This is a genomic window from Nostoc sp. CHAB 5715 (assembly GCF_020829685.1).
Taxonomy (GTDB): domain Bacteria; phylum Cyanobacteriota; class Cyanobacteriia; order Cyanobacteriales; family Nostocaceae; genus Nostoc.
The window spans coordinates 1-2859 of sequence record NZ_JAIVFR010000943.1 but is presented as its reverse complement, the minus strand read 5'-3'; the positions used below and the strand labels follow the sequence as shown (position 1 = coordinate 2859).

Annotated in this window: 3 protein-coding genes; 1 reads left to right on the top strand and 2 read right to left on the bottom strand. The window is 38.5% G+C overall.

Features of this window, described 5'->3' with window-relative positions; genetic code table 11:
* Window positions 1-96 precede the first annotated feature (96 nt).
* Window positions 97-747 (bottom strand): cadmium resistance transporter, encoded by a 651-nt coding sequence (locus LC574_RS34105; RefSeq protein ID WP_229458035.1) that lies wholly within the window; start codon window positions 745-747, stop codon window positions 97-99.
* Window positions 748-1047: 300 nt separating this feature from the next.
* Here LC574_RS34105 and LC574_RS34100 point away from each other — a divergent pair, with 300 nt between their 5' ends.
* On the top strand, window positions 1048-1758 hold the full coding sequence (locus tag LC574_RS34100) for a cadmium resistance transporter (protein WP_229458034.1): 711 nt from the start codon (window positions 1048-1050) through the stop codon (window positions 1756-1758).
* Window positions 1759-2137: 379 nt separating this feature from the next.
* Here the strand turns inward: LC574_RS34100 and LC574_RS34095 are convergent.
* The coding region (locus LC574_RS34095; RefSeq protein WP_229458033.1) for an aldehyde dehydrogenase family protein at window positions 2138-2859 on the bottom strand (722 nt) is incomplete at its 5' end.

The following is a 2859-nucleotide window of genomic DNA, read 5'->3' as shown; positions in this document are numbered from 1 at the left end:
CTAAACCTGATTATTGCGTAGCGAACTTTAGATTTCAGATTGGGGTTTTCATCGTTCAATCTCAAATCCAGCATCCAACATTGATTAACCTCTCACTTAAGGTAGTAAAGTGAATGTACCTCGTTCATACATAATGAACAGACCCAAGCCAATTAATACAAAAGGTACAATAGCTTTACCGTAGCGACTTAAAATATCAGCAATGGTAGGTTGACGGCTTAAAAAATAAGCGATCGCACACCAAACCCCTACCATGATAAAAAATATACTTAGAATTACTCCCAAGCTGGTAAGATCGTGACCAGCGAATAAAGGGATATATATACTAATATTGTCACCACCATTAGCAACTGTTACTGCTGCCACTTTATAGGTGTGGGGGTGCAAAATACTCACAATAAAAGACAATACAGGATTAGTAGGTGTAAACTGATTAAAATCACTACTGACTGTCTGAACTGTTGTAGTTTCTTCTTTTGTAGATACTAATTGTTGAATTCCAATTGCTATTGGTAGCAGTCCTAGCAATCCTATCCATTCTCGCTGTACGACCAATCCACCAAAAAATCCTGGTAAGCTAGCGATGATAATGGCTGCAAAACCGAGATACTGACCAAGTAAGATATGCCGCCGCCGAAAATTAACATCTATCTGTGAAAAAAATATTAACAAGATAATGATGTCATCTATGTTAGTGGCTATGAAGGCAATTATCCCTTCACTGAAGGCTGTCCCTAGCTTACTCATCCTGGATTTTTAGAACCTACGATTTATCACCATACCAAATTAACCTTTTAGCACAACTAAGCTTTAAAATAGACAAAGTAATTATTTAAGGAATTTCAACGATTTACGAGATTTATTGCAAAAATTAAAATTTGGTGTTTGGTATTGCAGATAAACACAGATAATTTAAGGTGTGTATCTGTTGTTGAATTTCTTTACATTCTTCTGTTTGGGACGCTTCTCTACGAGAGGCTTTGCCAATGCGAACGCGAACGCGGTAGCTGCTGCAAGATAAAAGTATATCTATGTTTATCTTAAAATATGAACGAGTTAGTTACTGCAATCATTACAGGGTCAATTGCGTTCATTGCCACTAACATTGATGATATTATCATTCTATTATTGTTTTTTTCTCAAATAAATGCTACCTTTCGCCGCAGGCATATAGTTGCCGGTCAGTTTCTAGGTTTTACAGTTTTGTTAATCCTTAGTCTTTCTGGTTTATTTGGTGGGTTAGTTTTATCAAAAAGCTGGATTGGATTACTTGGTTTACTACCAATTGCCATAGGTATCAGCAGCTTAGTCAATAAGGAAGAAGATGCATTGGACGAAGTTGTAGCTACAACTGAAGAATCTAAGGCATCAACAATTACTAGTTTACTATCTCCTCAAACTTACAGCGTGGCAGCCGTTACAGTTGCAAATGGTAGTGACAATATTAGTGTCTATGTGCCATTATTTGCTAGTAGCAATTTAGAGACTTTTGTGATAATTATCGGATTATTTTTTATATTGTTAGGAGTTTGGTGTTATGCGGCATACAAATTAACTAACTACAGAGTAATAGCTGATGTATTGACTCGCTATGGTAATAATATTGTGCCTTTTGTTCTGATAGGATTAGGCGCTTTTATTATATTAAAAAGTGGAGCTTTGAACTTAATAAAGCTAGCTGCTAGTTGTTTGTGTTTGGTTATTTTGGTAAAAAATAATGAAAGTAATGATGAGATTGGTGAAAATTCTAGTAGATAATCAAGGCAATTTTAGATTTAGATTTTTCATTTAAATCTAAAAAATCGGTTTCAAGAAAAAGATTGATCCTTGGGTAATATCAGGTTCGGTTAAACTATAATATCTGTAGGTTGGGGCAGGGCTATTTCATTCTCATCTAGCCCGCCTCAGAATAAATTCTGAGGCTAATAGCAAAAGTCGTCTAAAGACGACTAAGAAAGACTTTTAGTCCACTTTAGTGGACTTAAGCTAAAAGCCTGTGAACTTTAGTTCTGGGCGGTTTATGTTTAGAACGAAATAGCCCTGAGGTTGGGGAGCCAGTACTATAACTAAATTACTCATCAGACTCTTTCTGTACTTAGTATATAAAAAAAGGTGGGCATTGCCCACCCTACAAGGTTTAATCAGCACCTTCAATTGGTGCAAAACCTTGGCGCTGAATATTTTCTGTGACTGCGCGTGGTTCGAGGAATTGCAAGAGGTAATCAGGGCCGCCTGCTTTAGAACCTACTCCAGAAAGTTTGAATCCACCAAAGGGTTGCCGTCCAACGATCGCTCCTGTAATATTGCGGTTGATGTACAAATTCCCGACTTCAAATTCTGTCTCTGCCTGCTGAATGTGCGAAGGTGTTCTAGAATAAAGTCCTCCAGTTAAGGCGTAGTTTGTACCGTTGGCGACTGCTAACGCTTCCTGGAAATCTTTCACCCGAATTACCGCTAGCACAGGGCCAAAAATTTCTTCCTGGGAAATTACCGCATTTGGCGATACTTCACTAAAGATCACAGGCCCGATAAAATATCCTTGTTCGGGTGCTGGTAATTCCAAGGCTAATTGTGCTTCTGCCTTACCCTTCTCAATATACTCGCGGATGCGATCGCGGGCATTAGCATCAATCACTGGCCCAACTTGTGTACTCGGTAACTCTGCTTCCCCAATATTCAGAGATTTTGTCGCTTCTACCAATCGTTGCACAAAGGCATCATAAATCGGTTGCAGCACAATCACCCTAGAAGCAGCAGAACATTTTTGTCCACTGTAACCAAATGCTGACTGCACTATCCCCACAACAGCTTGGTCTAAATCAGCACTTTCATCGATAATAATGGCATTCTTGCCACCCA

Coding starts and splice junctions, on each gene's coding strand:
- LC574_RS34100 (WP_229458034.1), top strand. CDS start 1,048: ATGAACGAGTTAGTTACTGCAATCATTACAGGGTCAATTGCGTTCATT.
- LC574_RS34105 (WP_229458035.1), bottom strand. CDS start 747: ATGAGTAAGCTAGGGACAGCCTTCAGTGAAGGGATAATTGCCTTCATA.